The following is an 18,422-nucleotide window of genomic DNA, read 5'->3' as shown; positions in this document are numbered from 1 at the left end:
GCGGGGAGTAGACCGTGCCTGAGACGCTCGCCGTCCACCTGAACCGCGACCGCCTCCACGCGATCGAAGCTCCCGATAGCTTCGAGACCGCCGACTCGTTCGTGGTCGAGATCGAGAACCACGGCGAGGCCGCCCACGCCCACCTCCGGCTCGGCAACGGGTTCGCGGAGATCGCGTCGCTCCCCTCGGGCAACCACTACATCCGCACCGGCGCGACGGCCCGAGTGCCGGTCAGCGTCCACGACACCGGCCCCGTCCGAGGGACGCTCACCGTCGCCACCGCCTACGGCAGCGAAACCCACGATATCGCGGTTGCGGTCGAACCCACCGCCGGCAAACAGACCGTCGAGATCGACGAGTCGCTGATCCAGGGCTCGAATCGCGGCAGTACCACGACACGCTCGTCCAGCACGACGAGTACGACGAGCACGGGATCGTCGTCGGGCCGATCGGGATCGCGTGGATCGTCCTCTTCCCGACGATCATCCTCCCGTCAGTCCTCGTCACGGCGATCGTCCTCGCGGTCGTCCGTGGGAGGATCGCCGGGTCTTGACACGCCGGCGTTGCTCGGCGGGACGTCGCTCGTGATTCTGATCGGGATCGGACTCCTGTTTCTCGAAGGGATCGCGATGTTCGTCGGCGCGCTCGCCGTACTCGGCGGGCTCGTCGTCGCGGGCTATCTACTGCTCTACTGACGCTCGACCACGTTCTCGAAGTTCCCGTCCTCGTCGGTCCGCTTCGCTCGGAGATACCGTGCTCGATAGCGGTTCGCGCCATCTCCGACGTCTGCCTCGCGGATCTCGTCGGTCCGGCCGTCGGCGACCGCACCCAGGATATCCTCGATCTGGTTCTTCTCGCTCGGTGTTAGCTCGAACTCGTAGGTGCGTGACTCCTCGTTTTCGAGGATCGCCCACTGCCGGGCGGCGGCGATCACGAGCGAACACGGCTCCCGACACGGGAACGCGCCGTCGCCACGTGAGACGTCGAGCTTTGTTTCCTCGTCCTCGTCCCACTCGCGGCGCTTGCAACACTGCGAGTCGACACAGCACGCGGCGGCGAGGTTTTCGACACCGTCTTCGTCGAGTTCGTCGACTACCTGATAGATCCCGGTCTGACGGTCTGCGGTCTCGCGGAAGTGAGTCACGTCGAGATCGCCCTCGCGCTCACGGAACCAGTTCGTCACCGTCGCCGGGTAGAAGAACTCCACAGTTCGAACGAGATCGCGAGCGTCGAGGCCCGCGAACCGCCAGCCTCGCCGGAGCGTCGGAGCAGTCTTCAGCGGTCGATACCGGCCGTTCTCGTCGGCGGTGGCGATCTCACGCGCGTCGAGCGGGTCGTCGTGGAGTGCGAGTGCGTCGGGCTCCGTGTCGGCGTCGTCGACGTGACGGAGCTCGTAGACGCGCTCGCCGTCCTCGCCGAGTCCGGCCGTGACGAGGAGTTCCCCCCACTCGCGAGAGAGCCCCTCGACGAGTGCCTCGTAACGCTCTCGCACGCCCAACTCGTCGGCTCGCTCGACCCACCGGCAGTACGCCCGGCGAGTCTCGCTCGCACCCGCCCAGAAATGCCAGTTCGAGACCAGCCACGGGTTTTCCTGGGCGAGCGCGTCGAACGACTCCTCGTCGAGGCCCTCGTGGGTCGCCTCGGGGGTCGCGAAGGTGTACTCCTCGCCAATCCGTTCGACGCGAAGTCCGTCACACGACACGCCGTCGGCGGCGGCTTCGCGGAGCGCGCTCAACTGTGTGTCGTTCATTTAATCGCCCGCCGCGGCGGTGCCACCGGTTCGCTGGCGGACGAGATCGAGCGCGTTCCCGACGTCCGCGCCCGCGTCGGCCGCGCGTTCGAGGAGGACGTCGGCCAACAGCGCCTCGGTCCCGACCGCGCCGGCATACCAGATGCGGGTGTCGTCGACCGTGGTCGGGACGTCGTACCCCTCTCGGTAGTCGTCGGTCAGCCCCATGTCCTCGGGGATGTCCTCTTGGGTGTGATAGCCATCGGCGACGAAGAGGGGGACTACTACCACGTCCTCGGCCTCGAAGTACTCGGCCACGTCGTCGACTTCGGGCTCCTCGTCCATGAACAGCGCCTGGACCTCGTCGAACCGCTCGGTCTCGCGGACCCGCTCGGCGTGGTACTCGATCGCCTTCGCGGAGTTCTCGTTGCGGTCCGTGCCGTGGCCAACGACGGCGATCCCAAATCCCTCGCCCACGTCGGGATCGCCGGTGACGGTCTCGGCGCGCTGGATAATCACGTCGGTCATCGATTCGTGGGTTCCCACGGGGCCGCAGTAGTGGACGGTTTTCTCGACGTCGTCTGCGGTGAGCGTGACGTGGTCGGCGTCGGTGCCGTCCGAATCCCACTCCGCGACGTCCCATCCCTCCAGGCGGAGTTCGCGCGGGATGACCTGCTCGGTGAAGTACCCCTCCGAGACGAACAGCGGGACGACGTACACCTCCTCGCTCTCGATGGTGCGAAGCACCTCGCGAAAGGACGGTTCTTCCTTCCAGAACGCCTCGCGGACCTCGTCGAACGCGCCGGCCGCGCGGATCGTGTCGGCGTGGGCGAACGCCGGGTCGTGCGAGCCAGGGTTCAGGTGCGAGCCGTGGGCGGCGATGACGAGCGCCGGCATAGTTACCTGAGTCGAAGGACGCGGTGGGCTTAGTGGCTTCGTCTCCCGGAAAGCAGCGAGTCGAAACGACGAGTCTGGAGACGGCTGTCGGGGTTGAATGGTTGCGGTCGGCGCGCGGGAGCAGTGCGGGACCTTCGGTCCCGCAGGCCGTGCGAGCGGGCGCGAATCGCCCGCGAGCAGACGCCAGAGGCGCGACTCGCGCGAGGGATGAGTGACGCGAGGTCGAAGACCGAGCGAAGGAGTCGGCTGGGGAGGGTGTGGCCTGCGGTCTCTCATTTGCACCGCGATTCGCGGTTCGGCGAGTCGTGTACTTCGACGATTTTTTGCGAGCTATCGACATCCCTCGTGAGTACAGTCGTGACTCGCGGTTCGTCGAATTTTTCGTGACCCCCGTTCTCGGTTGAGACATGTCGCTCGCAGCCGACACCCGCGCGGCCGTCCGGCGGGCTCCGTTCGTCCATCACGCACTCCGTGCTGGCATCCTGAACTACACCGCTGCCGCCCACTTTCTCGACGTGGGCGAGACCGACGCGGTCACGGCCGCTCTCCGGCGGTACGCCGAGGACCTCCTCGAGTACGAGACCGCGCCCCGCGAAGCACGAGTGACGATGCGGAGCGGTCTCGGCGTCGAGAGTGAGGACGAAGCCGGGAACGGTGCTGCCGACGAGCAGGACCCACTGCTCGCGGTCGGTGGAACCGAGCTCGTCGACGGCGGCTCGCTGACAGGCGTTCTCGCGACCGGCACGGTCGACGCCCGGGCGCTTGCGACCGTACTCGATCGGCTCGCCGTCGAGGAAATCGGCGTCATTGCGGCTGGCGTCGCTGGTGACGCGCTGATCGTGGCGGTCGAGCGCCGTGACGGCCCCGATGCGGTGCGGATCGTCGAGGACGCGCTGTCTGCGGTTCCAGAAGTATGGACTCCGACGGATTGAAACGCCGGCCCACGTAGGAAAGAGTGATGACGCTGCGCGTGACGAACACGCTGTCCGGGGAGAAAGAGCCGTTCGAGCCAGCCGATCCCGAGTCGGTGTTGCTCTACGTCTGTGGGCTCACGGTGTCCGCCCCGGCACACCTCGGTCACGCGCGCCTGTGGGTCCACGCCGACGTGATGGACCGCTGGCTCTCCGCCCGTGGCTACGACGTCCGCCACGTCGAGAACTTCACCGACGTCAACGAGAAGATCGTCGCGCAGATCGGAGCCGACGAGCGCGGTGACTCGGAGGACGAAGTCGCCCGAACGTTCATCCGCGAAACCGTCCGTGACATGCGCTCGCTCAACCTCAAGCGCGCGGAGGTCTACCCACGTGTCTCCGAGCACGTCCCCGAGATCATCGATCTCGTCGAGACCCTGATCGAGAAGGGGTACGCCTACGAATCGGGTGGTTCAGTGTACTTCGACGTCACCGAATTCGAGGAGTACGGCAAACTCTCGAATCAGAACCTCGACGAGCTCGAAGAGCAGGGCGATCCCGACGAGCGCAGCGAGAAGCGCCACCCTGCGGACTTCGCACTCTGGAAGGCCGGGGCCGTGCCGCCCGAAGATCTCGCCGATCACCGGCCAGCGGAGGCCAAGTCGCTCGACGAGGCGAGCGGCGAGACGTGGGAATCGCCGTGGAGCGAGGGTCGTCCCGGGTGGCACATCGAATGCTCGGCAATGAGCAGGGCCACCCTCGGCGAAACCCTCGATATCCACGTCGCCGGCCAGGACATCGCGTTCCCGCACAACGAAAACGAGATCGCACAGAGCGAGGCCGCCACTGGGGAACGGTTCGCGCGCTACTGGCTCCACGTCCGGCTGCTCGAAACCGACGACGAGAAGATGAGTTCGAGCCTGGGGAACTACGCCACCGTCGAGGAAGCGGTCGCGAAGCTCGGCGCGAACGTCGTGCGGACCTTCCTGCTCTCAGCGTCGTACAGCCAACGACAGACCTACAGCGACGCCACCATCGAGGAGGCCGTAGACCGGTGGGAGCGCCTCGAACGCGCCCACGAGCGCGCCGTCGCAGCCATCGACGGCCCCGACGCACGGGCGAAAGTCGAGGATGGAGAGCTACGGGAGACGGTCGTAGACGCCAAAGAAAGGTTCGAAACCGCGATGGACGACGATTTCAACACCCGCGAGGCGCTGTCGGCGCTCGCCGAAATCGCGACCGCTCTCAACACCCACCTCGACGCGAACGGGGTGTACGACTATCGCGGACTCAAAGCAGCCATCGAGGCGTTCGAGGAACTCGGCGGCGAGGTGCTCGGCCTCGTGTTCGGCGGCAGCGGTGCGGACGGTGCAGGTGGTGGAGACGGCGAGGTCCGCCTCGCCGACGAACTTGTCGAACTCGTGCTCGACGTCCGTGAATCCGAGCGCGCGGCAGGCAACTACGACCGAGCCGACGATCTCCGGGCCGAGCTCGAAGCGCTCGGCGTCACGATCGAGGACACCGACGACGGTCCCCGATTCGATGTCGGAGACGTCGAGTGATCGAGTAAACACCGAAACACCCGTAGTATTCCGGCGTGACTGGGCGAACGAATGAAATCAGGTGAACACTTCCTGTTGAGCGTTCCCGTCGTCGGGTGGATGCTCGCAGCGCTCGGTGATCGATACTCCTCGCGCCAGCGGGCAGCACTCGCGGGCTACGGCCTGGGTCTCGGCGTGCTGATCGACCTCGATCACTTCCTGCTCGCACGGCTCCGCGTCGGCGACTGGCGACACGCCCGGAACTGTCTCCGGAACCCGAAACGCGTGTTCTTCGATCAGAAGAACCTGTTCGAAGGAACTGGCGGGATGGCGAACCTCCGATTGCTGAGCCACGTCCTCATCGCTGGCCCCCTCACCGTGCTCACAGGATTGATCGATCGGCGGCTCGGCATCCTGACCGGCGCAGTACTCTACGTCCACGTCCTCGCGGACCTGCTCCGGGACAACGATATCGTCTGAGCTACGCCTCGATCGCGTCGAGCAGCAGGTCCGCACCGAGATCGATCTCGCGCTCGGTGACGTCGAGCGGCGGGAGGACCCGGAGCGTCTTGTGACCACAGGCCAGCGTGAGCAACCCCTGCTCGAACGCGCGTTCGAGTGCGGCATCGCGGGCTTCCGGGGTATCGAATTCGAGCGCCAGCATCAGGCCCTTCCCGCGCACGTCGATCACCGGCTCGGGGTCGGCGTCGACGACGCGCTCGGTGAACTGGCGGCCGCGTTCGGTGGCGTTCGCGAGGAGATCGTGCTCCCGGATGGCGTCGATCGTGAGCGCGCCCTGCATCGACGAGAGGATGTCGCCAGCACCCCACGTCGAGGAGAGCCGGCCTTCCTCCTCGGGGAACACGTCCGACCGCGAGATCGTCGCCCCAACCCGGAGTCCTTTCGCTGCGGTGATGACGTCGGGCTCGATGGGGTAGTGATCCGCGCCCCACCATTCACCTGTGCGCCCCATCCCCGACTGGATCTCGTCGGCCACGAGCGCGATGTCGTACTCCTCACAGACCGCGGCGACCTCGGTCATGAACGCCTCGCTCGGCGGGTGATACCCGCCTTCGCCCTGGATCGGCTCCATGATGAGGTAGGCGACCTCCTCTGCCGCGACCGAGCCGGCGGCCTCGCTCAGCATTCGGCGGAGCTGTGAGGTATCGCCAGCGAAGAAGCCACACGAGCAGGTGTCGGCGTCACACGTCCGATCGCGGCAGAACGGCACGTCGTGGACCCCTGAAATCTCGGGGAAGTCGCGGCGGTACACCTGCTTCGAGCGGTTGAGCGAGAGCGCGCCGAGCGTCCGGCCGTGGAACGCCCCCTCGAAGGTGATGCCGTAGCTCCCGCTGCCGTCGTAGCAGATCTTGATCGCGTTCTCGACCGCCTCCGCGCCGGAGTTCGAGAGAAACACCTGATCCATGTCGTACTCGCCGGTGATCTCGGTCAGCCGTTCCATCAGCCCTGCCGGCCCCGGGAAGTCGGGATCGTCGGCCGGCCCCGACCCCACATAAAAGTCGTGGCCCGCGATCTTCAGCGGGTCCACGAGATCGAACTCCGCCATCGGCTCCATGATCTTCGGGTTGTTGTACCCGAGCGGCGCGGCCCCGACGTGGCAGGTGAAATCCATCAGGACGTTGCCGTCGACATCGGTACAAAAGGGGCCGTCCGCGGGGGCGGTCGGGTCCCAGACGAACTCGTAGACGTGAGTGCTCGGCGCGGCGACGCGGTGCTGGCGATCGACCCACTCTTTGGCCCGCTCGCCCGGGAACCCCCGGACGCGTGGCTCCGCAGTATCACGGTCCATGTAGCCGTCGGACGGGCCGGGGTCTTAACTAATTCGTTGTGGTTCGGTCAATACTTGCGTCAGGCGTCGACGTACTGTGACTCCCACTCGCGGCGAGCGTCGATCTCGCGACGGCCGCGGCGGGTGAGATCGTAGTAGTTGGTCCGCCGGTCGAGCTGTCCCTTCTCGACCAGTCCCTTCTCGACCAGCGTATCGAGGTTCGGATACAGCCGCCCGTGGTGGATCTCGGACTCGTAGTACTCTTCGAGCTCCTCCTTGACCGCGAGTCCGTGTGGTTCGTCCTGGCCCGCGATGGTGTACAACAGGTCGCGCTGAAAGCCGGTGAGATCGTGCATGAGATGTTTCGCCAGTATGTGTTTGATTATCATAAGTATATCGGAACTGTCCATCGTCGGGAACGACGGTGGCGCAAGCAATGGGTGATCCACGTCCGATTTACTGCGGTTTCATCCGTCACTGGGTTCGATCGTATCAACCGCTCACCAGCATCAACGCCACGAGAGATGAGAGCTCATGTCAGTGACGATCGATTCCGAGCGTCGTCACTTTGTTTCGTGGATCATGGGAAAGCAGCCGGCGCGGGAGAAAAGCCCGCGTCGGCGGCTTGCCGCCCTGAATTGGTCCCCGCTGACGCTTCGGCCCTCCAAGCGAAGCGTCACTCATATCCAACGGTCAGTCACACTTAACGCTATCGGCCGGTTCTCACATGTGCTCCTCTTCGAGCGCCCACCCGAGGGCGCGGCGGTAGTAGGTAAACATCTGCCTGACGCCCTCGTGGTTCATCTCCTCGTCGTCCAACTCCTCCATGAGAAACTCGTACTGGTCGCGAATTTCCTCTTCGGAGCGCATACCCCGGCTACGGGCGAGCACGTCAAGAACCTTGACCCGTCGGTCGCAGTCAACCGCCCCGCGCCGCGAGGATTCCCTCTCCGTTGATCAGCGATCCGTTTTTTGTCGGGGGCGGTGGCGCGCGGGAGCGAAGCGCGGCGCGATCGAAGGGAAGGCCGCGGATGCGAACGGGGAGGCACGACCCGTGAGCACGCCTTTGGCGTGCGACTCGCGCGAGGGATGAGTGACGCGAGGTCGAAGACCGAGCGGAGCGAATCGGTTGGGGAGGGAGTGGCCTGCGGGCTCTCACTTGAGTCGTGATCGGTGCGGCTGAGTCGGTTGCGCGCTGGATACTACGACAATCGTTTGGCTGTCACAGGCCGGTATCACGCCCGCTCCAATCGCGAGATTCCGTGCCAGACTGCGTTCACGAGCCTCGTCTCGCCCGCTCCCTCTGCGTCGTCCCAGCCGCGTACGAGCGCGTCCTCGATGAGGTCGAGCGAGTGGTTCTCGAAGTTGTTCGCCCCTCGGAACGCTTCGAGCGCCTCGCGGTCGGCCTCGCCGAACGATTCCTCGGCTGTCGCACCATCGAACCCCGCTTCGTTGAGCGCTGTTGCGACCGCCTCTGCGGTTTCGCCCTCCAAATTCCGCGTTTCGGCTGGCGGTTCGCGTTCGAGAAGCGTGACGTCGTAGAGCCGGAAGACGCGTTCGAGTTCGTCGATCGGGTGTTCGTGGTCGTCGACCCGGACATCGATCCAGCGGTCGTTGCCGCCGTCGTAGCCGCCCTCGGGTTTCACGACGTAAAGCGCCGCACTCTGCTCGCCGCGCTTGTCGCCACCGGCCTCGTTGCCCGCCTGCAACGCGGCGATGAGTTTCTCGGGCAGCCCGCCCTCGGTGGTTTCGTAGGTCTCGGCCATCGCTTCGAGGGTGTCGGGGTTTTCGAGGATGTTGCCCTGGACGGTGTAGTCCTCGCCCTGGATGTCGCCCGCGTACGCGAAGCAGTCGTCGCCGGTGAACGCCGCGATCGAGCCGTCCTGGCCCACGACGCCCACCTGGCGATCGGGTGCGTCGTCGTCGGCTTCGGTCAGTCGTTCGACGACCTCGCTCGCGGTGTGGCCCTCACGCAGCAGGTCGAGGCCGTCGGGGCCGTAGGCGACGTTCGCGAAGCTCTGGGTCGCGATCGCGCCCGCGTCGGCGCTCGCGAACGGGACCACCGAGCCCACGCTGACGAACTTCGACTGGACCGCGACGCCCACCGCATCCTGGTCGGGATCGCGCGCGACGATCGAGAACGTGCTCGGTCGGGGAGTCGGCATACCACCGCGAGGCGGGCCACCGGCAAAAGCGTTGATTTGCCCGTGGACTCCTCGACCCACCACAGCTGGCGGAAGCGGTCGGCGCGCGGCGGGCGCGTCGCGGTGCAGAGACGCGCCCGCTCGTGCGAGGGATGATTGAGCGAGAGCGGCACGGGCGTAGCGAGTGCCGCCGAGCGAAGGAGTCGGTTGGGGAGGGTGTGGCCTGCGGTTCTCAGTTGTCCCGTGCGAGTACGAAGCACCTCACATCCGTATCGAATTGCAGTCCCATCGAGCGATTCCGGAAGCGAATCCACGCGTAGGCGCGAATCGTGGGACGAAAGCGATTAACCGCCCCCGCGCGCACCGCCGGTCGATGGTCGGGAGTGTCGATGAGTCGGAATCACTGTTCTCGGGGCGCGAGATCCTCGCGATCGGGTGGATCGGACTCACGTCGGTCGTCGCGCTGAACGTCATCGTTCGGTGGACGAACGGCGGACTCATCGAGAAGATTCGGGGCGCAACGCCCACCTACTGGCCGATCAGTATCTTCACCGTCCGTCTGGGTCGCCTCCAGCCAGGCTGGGCGATCGGGGCGACGGCTGCCGCGGTCGTGGTGTTCGTACTGGCCGGTGCGTACTGCCGCCGACGAGACACCGGAATCGCACCGATCGTCGTGGCCGGCGTCGTCCTGCTCGGCCTCTCGAACCTCATCCACGGGTTCGACCACGGGTTCGTCGCGCCGCTCGCCACCCGCGAGGGGTACTATCAGATGGCACCTGGGATCACCGACCCGCTCGCGTTCATCCAGATGTACGAGGCGAACCAGCTTTCGTACGTCGTCCACGCGCGCACGCACCCACCGGGATCGGTGCTCACGTTCACGCTGCTCGACCGGGTTTTCGGCTCGCGCGCGCTCATTTCGGCCGCCATCGCGCTCGTCTCGCTGCCGACCTCCGCCGTCCTCCTCTACCGTCTCGTCGGGACGTACTACGAGCGCGACGTCGCGCGGTACGTCACCGTCCTGTTCGTCCTCCTGCCCGCGGTCCAGATCTACTATCTCGCCTCGCTCGACGCGATCATCGCCACGCTCATGCTGGGTGCCGTGTACTTCTTCACCCGCGAGTCGTGGCTCGCGACCCTCGGAACGTTCGCGTGTTTGCTCGTGGTGTCGTTCCAGATGTTCCTGTCCGTCTTTCTCGTGCCCGTGTTGGCCGCCATCGCCATCCACCGCCGCGAGAAGCGCGTCCCGTTCGTGGCGATCCTGATCGGCCTCGTCGGATTCTACCTGTTCGTCGACATCGCGCTCGGCTACAACTACCTCGACTCGTTTCTGCTCGCCTCGAACCAGCAAAACCCCGGGGGATTCCTGCTCACGGCCAAACCGGCGTGGTACGTCTACACCCGTCTGGAGGACGTCGCCGAGATCGCGCTCTTTTTCACACCCTTTCTTTGCCTGCTCGCGATCCGTGGCGCGCGGGCGCTCCGGCGTGACGTACTCGGTCGCGCCGGGTGGCTCCCCGCGAACGCACCCGAGCGCGAACCCATGCTGATCGTCGGGGTCGCCGTCGGGTCGTTCGCCGCGCTGCTCGCGGCGGGGGTCTATCACACCGGCGAGACCGCTCGCGGCGCGATGTATCTCTACCCGTTCTTGCTGCTGCCGGTTGCGGCCGCGGTGAAGCGGATCGACCCTGACGAGCGCGAGCGGTGGCTGCTCGCCGCGGCGGTGTTCGGGCAGTCACTCCTGATGCAGCTCGTCGGCGGCTACCTCTGGTGAGCCTCCTTGATCGTTTCACCCTCCTCCCTCGGACGGTCGCTTTTCGGCCGTGAGCGGCTGGCGAGCGGTGAGGGTACAGTCGAAGACAGGATGTTCGACGACGTGGCGCACGAGCAGGTGGCGTCGGCCACCGGTCACGCCGGGCATGTCGACGTCCGCCGCGGTGAACGTCGCCGGTAGCGTCGCGTACTGTTCTCGTAGCGCTGCAAACCCGTCGAACACCTTTCGATGACCCGACGAGTCCGCACCACGGCGCGAGACGACGTAGCTTCCGTCGGCGCGGTGGGTGCCGACCGTGTGGACGTACTCGCAGCGCTCGGTCAGCGCCTCGCCAAGCTCCGCACGGAGCGCAGCGGCCGCATCTCTGCTGACGGTGTGTGTCCGTCCGGGAAGCGAAACGACGACGCGATCGCCGTCCGATCGAACCGATACCTCATCGCCGGAGAATTTCTCGATCAGGAGCGTGAGTACTCCGTGACATACGACTCCGAATTCCCCGCCGATCATCATAAACCCTCGTGGTCGTGCAGACGTCGGATCACCGTTCGGCGGGCCGTCCGTCAGGCACCACACCGCGATAGTCCCGTTTTTCACCCTGGCGACCAAGGAAACGATATGCGCATCCGCGGGGAACGCGAGTGCAAGGACTGCGGGACGCGGTGGTCGTACTACGAGACCGGGAGCGTGAGCTGTCCCGATTGTGGGAGTCGCCGGAGCGTCGGCGTCGGCGAGCGTACCCGTCACACCGCGAGTGCGGCGACGCTCGACCTCTCGGGCGCGCGTGATCGCCTCGACGCTGGCAGCAGCGACGATGCCGACATCCGTGCGGCGGCCGAGCGTGCAGCCGAGACGTGCCGAGCGTTCGTCCGCCAGCACGGGTTCATCGCTGCCGGCGAGTTCGAGCCGCTCGACGCGACGTATCTCGCGGCGCTCGAGCTCCGCCACGTCGCCGAGGAGCTCGCGCGCACGATGCGGACGGACGATCCGGCAGAGCGGTACTTCCTCTCGCTGCTGAGCGGGGCCGGTCAGGGCGAACGCCCACCACCCGACGAGGTCCCAGAATCGCTCCGCGTGGCCCGCGGACTGGCGGCCGCCGAGGCCGTCGCGACGTACCGCCGGGAGGCGGGGACGTATCTCGACGACCATCCCGACGAGGCTGCGAGTGCGGCCTTCGGGTCGCTCACCGAGCACCGAAAGCGCGTCGCGGCGCTCGACGGCGACGTGGCTCCCGAGACCGCCGAACGACTCGTTCGGACCGCACAGGACCTCGGCCGGTATCTCCGCGACGGCGACGAGACCGCGCTTGCGACCACACGCGATCGACTCGATCGTCTCCGTGACGAGGTGTAGCTGCCGGGCCGACAACCGTCGGCAATAGCGATCGTTTGATCGCTGTCAGCCGTTTCGTTCGTCGTCGAGCAGGCGAGCGTAGAGGCCGTGGTCGAACGTGTTCTCGGGAAGCGAGTCGTGCCATGCAACGTCGTCGATCGCCTCGTCAACGAGCCCGGGATCGTCCGTCAGGACCGTACCCCCGGGCGTCGCGTCGAACACTGCGAAGTGGAAGACGAACGCGTCGTCGCCGTCGGTGAACGTCTGCTCGGCGATCGCCGCGAGCCCGTCGATCCGTACGTCGATCCCGGTTTCCTCGCGCGTTTCGCGGGCCGCGCCTTCGTCCGGCGTCTCGCCCGCTTCGAGCATCCCACCGGGGAGGAGCCACTGGTCGTCGTGATGGACGAGCAGAATCTGACCGTCGTGGACCGCGAGTGCGCCGACGCCCCAGCCCCGCTCGGCGCGAGCGCGCGCTGATTCCAGTCCTTCAGTGTCGATCTCGAATGTGTTCTGGCTCCGAAGAACGTCTCCGTGATCGGCAGCGAGGGCGTCGGGGGCCGGATCGGGCTTCGACCGCGTTACCGGATCGTCCTCCGAATGCTGACTCACTCGTACAGCGGGTGTCGGTCGGTGAGCGCGTCGACATCGGCGGCGACCTCCTCGCGAACGCTTTCGTCGTCGGGAGCGTCGACGACGCGTGCGATGCAGTCGGCGACCTCCCGACAGGCTTCTTCGTCGAACCCGCGGGTGGTGAGGCCGGGCGTGCCGGCGCGGATGCCGCTGGCGACAAAGGGCGAGCGCGTCTCGCCTGGCACAGTGTTCGCGTTCAGCACGATACCAGCCTCCTCCAGGGCCTCCTCGACTGCCTTGCCCGTGGTATCGGGGTGTGAATCGCGGAGATCGACGAGCACGAGGTGGGTGTCGGTCCCACCCGAGACCATCGAGAGGCCGTGTTCGGCGAGGCGGTCGCCGAGCGCCGCGGCGTTGTCGACGACCTGCTCGGCGTACGCGTCGAACTCGGGGTCGAGTGCCTCACCGAACCCGACAGCCTTCCCGGCGATGTTGTGCATCAGCGGCCCACCCTGCATCCCCGGGATGATCGCGGAGTCGATCGCATCGGCGTGCTCGTCGCTCGACATGATGATCCCGCCCCGCCCCGCGCGAATGGTCTTGTGCGTCGAGCCGGTGACGAAGTCCGTGATCCCAACGGGGGAGGGATGGACGCCCGCAGCCACGAGGCCCGTGATGTGGGCGATGTCCGCGAGGTGGTACGCGCCGACCGACTCGGCGGTGTCTTGGATCCGCTCCCACTCGACTTCGCGGGGGTACGCCGAGTAGCCCGAGACGATCATGTCGGGCTCGAATTCCTCGGCGTGGTCGGCGAGCGCCTCGTAGTCGATGTAGCCCGTCTCGGGATCGGCCTCGTAGTTCTCGACCTCGTAGATCTGGCCCGCGAAGTTCTTCGGATGCCCGTGGGAGAGGTGGCCGCCGTGAGTCAGATCGAGCGAGAGGATCTTGTCGCCGGGATCGAGGGTGGCGAGGTACACCCCCATGTTGGCCTGCGAACCGCTGTGGGGCTGTACGTTGACGTACTCGGCCCCCCAGAGCTCCTTCGCGCGGTCGATGGCGAGCTGCTCGACGTCGTCGGCGTACTCACAGCCGCCGTAGTAGCGCTCGTCGGGATACCCCTCGGCGTACTTGTTGGTGAGTTCGCTGCTCTGGGCCTCCATCACTGCCTGGCTGACGTGGTTCTCGCTCGCGATCATCATCAGCGTCTCGCGCTGGCGGTCGAGTTCGCCGTCGAGCGCGTCGGCGACCGACGGATCGACCTCCCGAACACGGTCGTAGTCCATGACCGCACTCTCACCCCCAGGGTCAATATACTGTCGAAGAGAACAAGATTCAGCTGCTTCCGACCGTCCCGCACTCGAAAATGATTCGGTACCCTTCGCGGTTTTATCGACGATTCGGGGTCACGCCGAGACGGACGAACCCCGCCACGTCGCCGCTATCCAGCGACTTATTCGGGCTGCGATCGTACGTCTCTCGATGGCCGAACTGAACGAGGACGTCTTCGCAGCGGCACGACAGCGGGGACGAACTCTGCTGACCGAGGAGCTCGTCGCGCTGATCGAACGCCACCATCCCCACGACCGTCCGGGCATCGAGCGCGACATCGTGACCCGGTATGCCGACGGTCTCGACACCGATGAGCGAAGCTCATCGAGCAGTCGGGACGGAGGTCCCGACGACGACGGGACGTCGTTCGATTTCGACCGCGACGCGTTCCTCGACGAGGTCGACGCCCGCCTCGCCGACACCGAGACGTGGCAGGGAACCGACGCGCTCTACGCACCCGAAGACGACCGGGTGAGTCGGTACCCCGCGAGATGGCACGACGCGCTCGGTGGCTCGACGGACGTCCGCGAGTTCGTCGTCTTTCTGCTTGAGGAGACCGATGGCTACCTCGACGACCTCGAATCGGGCGGGGCGGGTCGAGGCATCCCCGAGGACGAACTGCTCGACGTCGTGAGCGTGGTCGGCCGGACCGACCGCGAGACCGCGAAAGCGCGAGTGGAGAGCGGCCGGAAGGCTGGCGATCTCGTCGAGGACGCAGATCAGCATCCGGAGGCGCGCGTCCGACCCAGAGAATAGGGAGTCTTTTGCGCCAGGGGCCGCTGGACCGGGCATGAACGTCGGTATCGTCGGGAACGGGCCCGCTGCGGACGCGGTTCGAGCGGCGCTCGCCGACGCTGACGCCACGGTCGAAGCGATCGAGCCCGCTGCGATCGGCACGACCGACCTCGGGGTCGTGATCGACGAGGTGGGAGCCGCTGTTTTCGAGCGCGCGAACGATCACGCCCGCGAGAGCGAAACTCCGTGGCTCGCGATCGAGCGCGGCGGCGTTGGCGGCCGGGCCGTCTGCGAGGCGTCCGTCGCCGGGTTCGGCCCCGAAACGGCGTGCTACGAGTGTCTCCGTCGGCGTGTCGCGGCGAACGCAGACGACGAACCGTCCGAAGACGATCTCGGCGAAAGCGAGGCGAACGAGTCCGGGCTCGACGCCACGACGGCGTGGCTCGCGGGCGCGCTCGCGGGCACCGAGGTGCGCCGGCTGTGCGCGGGCGAGCCCTCGCGGGTGCTCGGCGGCGTGATCGAACTTCCCCACACCGAGCGCCGCGTGCTCCCGGTACCGAACTGCGGGTGTGCGAGCGCCGGGAAGGATCAAGACCGTGCGCTCGCACGCGATTTCGAGGATCGCGCCCTCGACGACGCGCTCGGCCGGGCCGAACTGGCGCTCGACGATCGAGTGGGAATCGTCCACGAGGTCGGCGAAGCTGCGTCGTATCCTGCACCGTACTACCTCGCACGGACCGGCGACACCGCAGGATTCAGCGACGCGAGTGCTGCGAGCGAGGCCGCTGGCGTCGCGGGCGACTGGGATCGAGCATTCATGAAAGCGCTCGGCGAGGCGCTCGAACGCTACAGCGCCGGGATCTACCGCGACGAGATGTTCACGCACGCGGCCGCGAACGACCTCGACAGCGCGGTTTCACCAAGCGCGTTCGTTTTGCCCGAAAGCGCCGAGGCGGCCCCCGACGACGAAAGCGAGGAGCCGACGATCCCGTGGGTTCAGGGCGAGGAAGTGCAAAGCGGCGCGTCGGTCCACCTGCCGGCGGAGTTCGTCCAGTTCCCGCCGCCCGAACGCCGTCACGGACCGCCGATCACCACCGGGCTGGGACTCGGAAGCTCGGGAGCCGCGGCGCTGTGCTCGGGGCTGTACGAGGTGATCGAGCGCGATGCCGCGATGGTGTCGTGGTACTCGACGTTCGATCCGCTCGGTCTCGCGGTCGACGACGAGGAGTTCACGACGCTCGCCGCGCGGGCGCGCTCGGAGGGGCTGAACGTGCAGCCGGTTCTGCTGACTCAGGACGTCGACGTGCCAGTGATCGCGGTCGCGGTCGAGCGCGGTGAATGGCCGCACTTTGCGGTCGGCTCCGCCGCGGACCTCGATCCCGCCGCGGCCGCCCGGTCGGCACTCGCTGAGGCGCTCCAGAACTGGATGGAGCTGCGTGCGATGGGGCCTGATGCCGCAGCGGCCGCCGAGGGCGCGATCGGGGAGTACGCCGAGACGCCAGGCGATGCAGCCGCCTTCTTCGGGAGCGACGCCGGCGTTCCGGCCGCGAGCGTCGGCCCCGATCCGATCCCCACCGGGGTCGACGAACTCGAAGCGCTCACGGAGCGCGTCACTGACGCTGGCCTCGATCCCTACGCTGCACGGCTCACTCCGCCGGACGTCGAACAACTCGGCTTCGAGGCGGTTCGCGTGCTCGTCCCCGAGGCCCAGCCGCTGTTCACCGACGAACCGTACTTCGGCGAGCGTGCGGAGCGGGTGCCGCAGGAATCGGGGTTCGAGCCACGACTCGACCGCGAGTTCCATCCGTATCCCTGAAGCGACGCGAACGGGCGAGCGTGTGGACGGGACACGAGTTTTGCCCGTATTTTTGAGCCGAGTGGCGGTCGCGGAGCGGTGGCGGCTGCGGGCCTGGCGGATGAAGGGCGAGGGCGCGAGCGGTGGGCGGCGCGAGTGCAGCGAGGGCCGCCAAGCGAGCGTCCGAGGGCTTCGGCGGTGCGGGGTCTGCGGTGCGGTTGCGGAGAGTGCCAGCGACTCTACCGCGGGTGAGCGCGAAGTCGTCCGAAACGGCTTCGCCGTTTCGTGATGCCGAAAATCACGGAACGATTTTCGGGCCACGCGAACGAGCGGGTGTTTTTAGTCCAGGTTTTCGAAAGGCGCGAAGCACCTTTCGTGATGACGAGACCGAAGCCGTCTCGAACCACTTTCGTGTAAAAAGTGGGCTCTAGATCCCAAAGGTCGCCCGGAGCATGTCACGCGTTCCGGGGCCGAGCCCGACGACGATGACCGCGAGCAGGAGGAGCAGCGAGTAGCGCGGGCTCTCCTCGATGATCTGATCGTCGAACAGCCAGAGAATGCCGACCGCGAGCGCGACCTTCACGACGAGGAACGGCCACGAGTCGCCGACCGCATCGATGAACGATGCGGGAAACACCGTCTCGGTGAAGCCGACGATGATCGCGTTGACCGGGTGTTTGGCGGTATACCGGAAGGGCAGCCCGATGGCGTCCCACCAGTCGGAGGCGAGGACGTTCGCCACGCCGTCGACCGCCTGAGCCCAGAGCACGGCGAGACCGACGAACCCGGTCCCGGCGTTGATCGCGGGTTCGACCCGTTCGATGACGAGATAGACGCCACCAGCGATCAGGGCTGCAAGGCCGAGCGTGAGGACGAGCATCTGTGGGTAGAACCCAACGAACTCGGTACTGATGGCGAGGAACGTCAGATAGCCGAGGGTGGCCACGAGTGCGAGCGTCCCGAAGGCCGCGAGCGCACCGTAATACTCCTCGACGATCTCCCGACGTGAGAGCTGGAGCGCCGCAAGCAGCGCGACGAGCGTGACGAGAAACACCGTCAGGTAGATGATCGGACTGATGATCAGGGTGTTCGCGGGGTAGGCGATCGCGGCAGTCGCGTCCGCCGGGACGGCGTCGTTCGCGTCCTCGACCACGCGGAGCGCACCACCGAACAGGGTGAACGGCAACAGGGCGTACAGCAGCCGGCGGTCGGTCCCGACGCCGAGGCGTTTGATGAGCAGGAGCACGCCGATCAGCATGAACAGGAGCGTGAGCGCGTACCCGATCTCGGAGATGATCGTGTACCCCGGCTCGGCGACGACGGCTCCCTGCGCCGCGGCGGCCTGACAGGCGTCCGCCTCGCCGAACCGGCTGACGACACCGTCGACACGAGCCGAACAGACGGCGTTGTGCGCGTCGGCATCGATCGGTCCCCAGAAGTACTGCCAGAGGAACTCCGAATACACCTGCCGTGGGAACGCGACCGCGCTCCCCGCGACGACGATCACCGCCGCGACCGCCGCCGTGAGCCACCCCCGGACGGGATCGACACGGTCCGCTATCGCTGCCATACCTGAGGCGGTTCCGCCGGCGGTTTCACGGTTCCGGTTGCGCGCGTCGCGGACGCACAGCTTGGCAGGATGAGTTCGGCAGTAGTGTTGCGAGGGCAAGACGCTCCATCTTGCCCGCACTTTCGTGCCGCACAAGGCGACACGCAGTGCGAGGGACAGGATTTGAACCCGTGGACCTCTACAGGAGCGGAGCTTGAATCCGCCGCCGTTTCCAGACTTGGCTACCCTCGCACGCGCTCGCCTCTCGCCCGGCCGAGCGCTAAAGCGTTGCGGACGCCGGTCATGGCTGGGTCTTCGGGCGTCGGCTTC

Annotated in this window: 19 protein-coding genes and 1 tRNA gene; 9 read left to right on the top strand and 11 right to left on the bottom strand. The window is 66.7% G+C overall.

Features of this window, described 5'->3' with window-relative positions; translation table 11 throughout:
* The first annotated feature begins 14 nt into the window (after positions 1–14).
* Complete coding sequence (locus PHA81_RS03955) at positions 15–695, top strand: hypothetical protein (protein ID WP_005044503.1); 681 nt, start codon at positions 15–17, stop codon at positions 693–695.
* Here the strand turns inward: PHA81_RS03955 and PHA81_RS03950 are convergent.
* Complete coding sequence (locus tag PHA81_RS03950; protein ID WP_273835368.1) at positions 689–1,750, bottom strand: DR2241 family protein; 1,062 nt, start codon at positions 1,748–1,750, stop codon at positions 689–691. The genes PHA81_RS03955 and PHA81_RS03950 overlap by 7 nt on opposite strands.
* Positions 1,751–2,626 carry a CbiX/SirB N-terminal domain-containing protein gene (locus tag PHA81_RS03945; protein WP_273835367.1) on the bottom strand — a complete coding sequence of 292 codons (876 nt, stop codon included), beginning with the start codon at positions 2,624–2,626 and terminating at the stop codon, positions 1,751–1,753.
* A gap of 407 nt (positions 2,627–3,033) precedes the next feature.
* On the opposite strand from PHA81_RS03945, the gene PHA81_RS03940 reads away from it, so the two are divergent.
* Genes PHA81_RS03940 through PHA81_RS03930 form a run of 3 tightly spaced genes read left to right on the top strand, consistent with a single transcriptional unit; the run spans position 3,034 to position 5,558 of the window.
* A complete protein-coding gene (locus PHA81_RS03940) occupies positions 3,034–3,558 on the top strand; it encodes a hypothetical protein (RefSeq protein WP_273835366.1) in 525 nt (174 codons plus the stop codon).
* A gap of 26 nt (positions 3,559–3,584) precedes the next feature.
* Positions 3,585–5,099, top strand: coding sequence for a cysteine--tRNA ligase (gene cysS, locus PHA81_RS03935; RefSeq protein WP_273835365.1), 1,515 nt, complete (start codon positions 3,585–3,587; stop codon positions 5,097–5,099).
* A gap of 51 nt (positions 5,100–5,150) precedes the next feature.
* Positions 5,151–5,558 (top strand): hypothetical protein, encoded by a 408-nt coding sequence (locus tag PHA81_RS03930; protein ID WP_273835364.1) that lies wholly within the window; start codon positions 5,151–5,153, stop codon positions 5,556–5,558.
* A 1-nt stretch (position 5,559) separates the two neighbouring features.
* Here PHA81_RS03930 and PHA81_RS03925 read toward each other — a convergent pair whose 3' ends face one another.
* The 4 genes from PHA81_RS03925 to PHA81_RS03910 form a co-directional block, all read right to left on the bottom strand.
* Positions 5,560–6,888: an aminotransferase class III-fold pyridoxal phosphate-dependent enzyme gene (locus PHA81_RS03925; protein ID WP_273835363.1), complete on the bottom strand. Its 1,329-nt coding sequence runs from the start codon at positions 6,886–6,888 to the stop codon at positions 5,560–5,562.
* Between the two features lie 59 nt (positions 6,889–6,947).
* Positions 6,948–7,223 carry a PadR family transcriptional regulator gene (locus tag PHA81_RS03920; protein WP_005044495.1) on the bottom strand — a complete coding sequence of 92 codons (276 nt, stop codon included), beginning with the start codon at positions 7,221–7,223 and terminating at the stop codon, positions 6,948–6,950.
* A 367-nt stretch (positions 7,224–7,590) separates the two neighbouring features.
* Positions 7,591–7,737: a hypothetical protein gene (locus PHA81_RS03915; protein WP_005044493.1), complete on the bottom strand. Its 147-nt coding sequence runs from the start codon at positions 7,735–7,737 to the stop codon at positions 7,591–7,593.
* A 365-nt stretch (positions 7,738–8,102) separates the two neighbouring features.
* Entirely contained in the window at positions 8,103–9,032 is a 930-nt protein-coding gene (locus tag PHA81_RS03910; RefSeq protein WP_273835361.1) for a DUF1028 domain-containing protein, read from the bottom strand.
* Between the two features lie 352 nt (positions 9,033–9,384).
* Here PHA81_RS03910 and PHA81_RS03905 point away from each other — a divergent pair, with 352 nt between their 5' ends.
* On the top strand, positions 9,385–10,785 hold the full coding sequence (locus PHA81_RS03905; protein ID WP_273835360.1) for a hypothetical protein: 1,401 nt from the start codon (positions 9,385–9,387) through the stop codon (positions 10,783–10,785).
* A 15-nt stretch (positions 10,786–10,800) separates the two neighbouring features.
* On the opposite strand, the gene PHA81_RS03900 is transcribed toward PHA81_RS03905, so the two are convergent.
* The gene (locus tag PHA81_RS03900; RefSeq protein ID WP_337958925.1) at positions 10,801–11,292 is read right to left on the bottom strand and encodes a hypothetical protein; all 492 of its coding nucleotides are present in this window, start codon (positions 11,290–11,292) and stop codon (positions 10,801–10,803) included.
* A 108-nt stretch (positions 11,293–11,400) separates the two neighbouring features.
* Between PHA81_RS03900 and PHA81_RS03895 the strand changes: the two genes are divergently transcribed.
* Positions 11,401–12,135, top strand: coding sequence for a TFIIB-type zinc ribbon-containing protein (locus PHA81_RS03895; RefSeq protein ID WP_273835356.1), 735 nt, complete (start codon positions 11,401–11,403; stop codon positions 12,133–12,135).
* Between the two features lie 45 nt (positions 12,136–12,180).
* On the opposite strand, the gene PHA81_RS03890 is transcribed toward PHA81_RS03895, so the two are convergent.
* Positions 12,181–12,723 (bottom strand): NUDIX hydrolase, encoded by a 543-nt coding sequence (locus PHA81_RS03890; RefSeq protein WP_273835354.1) that lies wholly within the window; start codon positions 12,721–12,723, stop codon positions 12,181–12,183.
* Positions 12,720–13,967 (bottom strand): serine hydroxymethyltransferase, encoded by a 1,248-nt coding sequence (gene glyA, locus PHA81_RS03885; protein WP_005044487.1) that lies wholly within the window; start codon positions 13,965–13,967, stop codon positions 12,720–12,722. Before glyA ends, PHA81_RS03890 begins: the two co-directional genes overlap by 4 nt.
* Before the next feature lie 196 nt (positions 13,968–14,163).
* Here glyA and PHA81_RS03880 point away from each other — a divergent pair, with 196 nt between their 5' ends.
* Genes PHA81_RS03880 through PHA81_RS03870 form a run of 3 tightly spaced genes read left to right on the top strand, consistent with a single transcriptional unit; the run spans position 14,164 to position 16,832 of the window.
* Positions 14,164–14,769: a hypothetical protein gene (locus PHA81_RS03880; RefSeq protein WP_273835351.1), complete on the top strand. Its 606-nt coding sequence runs from the start codon at positions 14,164–14,166 to the stop codon at positions 14,767–14,769.
* A 34-nt stretch (positions 14,770–14,803) separates the two neighbouring features.
* A complete protein-coding gene (locus PHA81_RS03875) occupies positions 14,804–16,564 on the top strand; it encodes a YcaO-like family protein (protein WP_273835349.1) in 1,761 nt (586 codons plus the stop codon).
* 52 nt (positions 16,565–16,616) lie between these two features.
* A complete protein-coding gene (locus PHA81_RS03870) occupies positions 16,617–16,832 on the top strand; it encodes a hypothetical protein (protein ID WP_273835348.1) in 216 nt (71 codons plus the stop codon).
* A gap of 138 nt (positions 16,833–16,970) precedes the next feature.
* On the opposite strand, the gene PHA81_RS03865 is transcribed toward PHA81_RS03870, so the two are convergent.
* Together PHA81_RS03865 and PHA81_RS03860 are read right to left on the bottom strand one after the other, a co-directional pair.
* On the bottom strand, positions 16,971–18,113 hold the full coding sequence (locus PHA81_RS03865) for a DUF63 family protein (protein WP_005044483.1): 1,143 nt from the start codon (positions 18,111–18,113) through the stop codon (positions 16,971–16,973).
* 147 nt (positions 18,114–18,260) lie between these two features.
* Positions 18,261–18,344 (bottom strand) — tRNA-Leu (locus PHA81_RS03860).
* Positions 18,345–18,422: the final 78 nt, after the last annotated feature.

This window comes from Halococcus sp. PRR34 (assembly GCF_028617175.1).
Lineage (GTDB): Archaea > Halobacteriota > Halobacteria > Halobacteriales > Halococcaceae > Halococcus > Halococcus salifodinae.
This window is presented reverse-complemented; position numbering and strand designations above follow the sequence as displayed.

What these genes read in the sequence shown, in the direction of transcription:
- PHA81_RS03920 (WP_005044495.1), bottom strand. Translation starts at nt 7,223, where the DNA reads ATGCACGATCTCACCGGCTTTCAGCGCGACCTGTTGTACACCATCGCG.
- PHA81_RS03910 (WP_273835361.1), bottom strand. Translation starts at nt 9,032, where the DNA reads ATGCCGACTCCCCGACCGAGCACGTTCTCGATCGTCGCGCGCGATCCC.
- glyA (WP_005044487.1), bottom strand. Translation starts at nt 13,967, where the DNA reads ATGGACTACGACCGTGTTCGGGAGGTCGATCCGTCGGTCGCCGACGCG.
- PHA81_RS03875 (WP_273835349.1), top strand. Translation starts at nt 14,804, where the DNA reads ATGAACGTCGGTATCGTCGGGAACGGGCCCGCTGCGGACGCGGTTCGA.
- PHA81_RS03915 (WP_005044493.1), bottom strand. Translation starts at nt 7,737, where the DNA reads ATGCGCTCCGAAGAGGAAATTCGCGACCAGTACGAGTTTCTCATGGAG.
- PHA81_RS03880 (WP_273835351.1), top strand. Translation starts at nt 14,164, where the DNA reads ATGGCCGAACTGAACGAGGACGTCTTCGCAGCGGCACGACAGCGGGGA.
- PHA81_RS03895 (WP_273835356.1), top strand. Translation starts at nt 11,401, where the DNA reads ATGCGCATCCGCGGGGAACGCGAGTGCAAGGACTGCGGGACGCGGTGG.
- PHA81_RS03905 (WP_273835360.1), top strand. Translation starts at nt 9,385, where the DNA reads ATGGTCGGGAGTGTCGATGAGTCGGAATCACTGTTCTCGGGGCGCGAG.
- PHA81_RS03865 (WP_005044483.1), bottom strand. Translation starts at nt 18,113, where the DNA reads ATGGCAGCGATAGCGGACCGTGTCGATCCCGTCCGGGGGTGGCTCACG.
- PHA81_RS03900 (WP_337958925.1), bottom strand. Translation starts at nt 11,292, where the DNA reads ATGATCGGCGGGGAATTCGGAGTCGTATGTCACGGAGTACTCACGCTC.
- PHA81_RS03940 (WP_273835366.1), top strand. Translation starts at nt 3,034, where the DNA reads ATGTCGCTCGCAGCCGACACCCGCGCGGCCGTCCGGCGGGCTCCGTTC.
- PHA81_RS03950 (WP_273835368.1), bottom strand. Translation starts at nt 1,750, where the DNA reads ATGAACGACACACAGTTGAGCGCGCTCCGCGAAGCCGCCGCCGACGGC.
- cysS (WP_273835365.1), top strand. Translation starts at nt 3,585, where the DNA reads ATGACGCTGCGCGTGACGAACACGCTGTCCGGGGAGAAAGAGCCGTTC.
- PHA81_RS03925 (WP_273835363.1), bottom strand. Translation starts at nt 6,888, where the DNA reads ATGGACCGTGATACTGCGGAGCCACGCGTCCGGGGGTTCCCGGGCGAG.
- PHA81_RS03930 (WP_273835364.1), top strand. Translation starts at nt 5,151, where the DNA reads ATGAAATCAGGTGAACACTTCCTGTTGAGCGTTCCCGTCGTCGGGTGG.
- PHA81_RS03945 (WP_273835367.1), bottom strand. Translation starts at nt 2,626, where the DNA reads ATGCCGGCGCTCGTCATCGCCGCCCACGGCTCGCACCTGAACCCTGGC.